1 pseudogene is annotated in these 210 nt (G+C 44.8%); it reads left to right on the forward strand.

The annotated features are described in order from the left end of the window. A pseudogene (locus A3730_RS32625) lies at positions 1-210 on the forward strand (hypothetical protein); the annotation flags it as partial.

Consider the following 210-nt stretch of genomic DNA (forward strand, 5'->3'; position numbering starts at 1 on the left):
TTCGGCAGTTTGCTGATCGATATAAGGGTGGCAGCGTTTTAATAAAGGTGCTTCAGACGGGGGAGGATACTCCTACAGGTGGTCGCTTGGCTATTGCATCGCATTTATTTAAAAATGAGAAAAACGTCTTGGCTACATATGGAGATGGAATCGCCAATCTGAACGTCGATGCCTTGGTAGACCAGCATATTTCTTCTGGTAAAGGTGTGA

This window comes from Alcanivorax sp. HI0044, assembly GCF_001634945.1.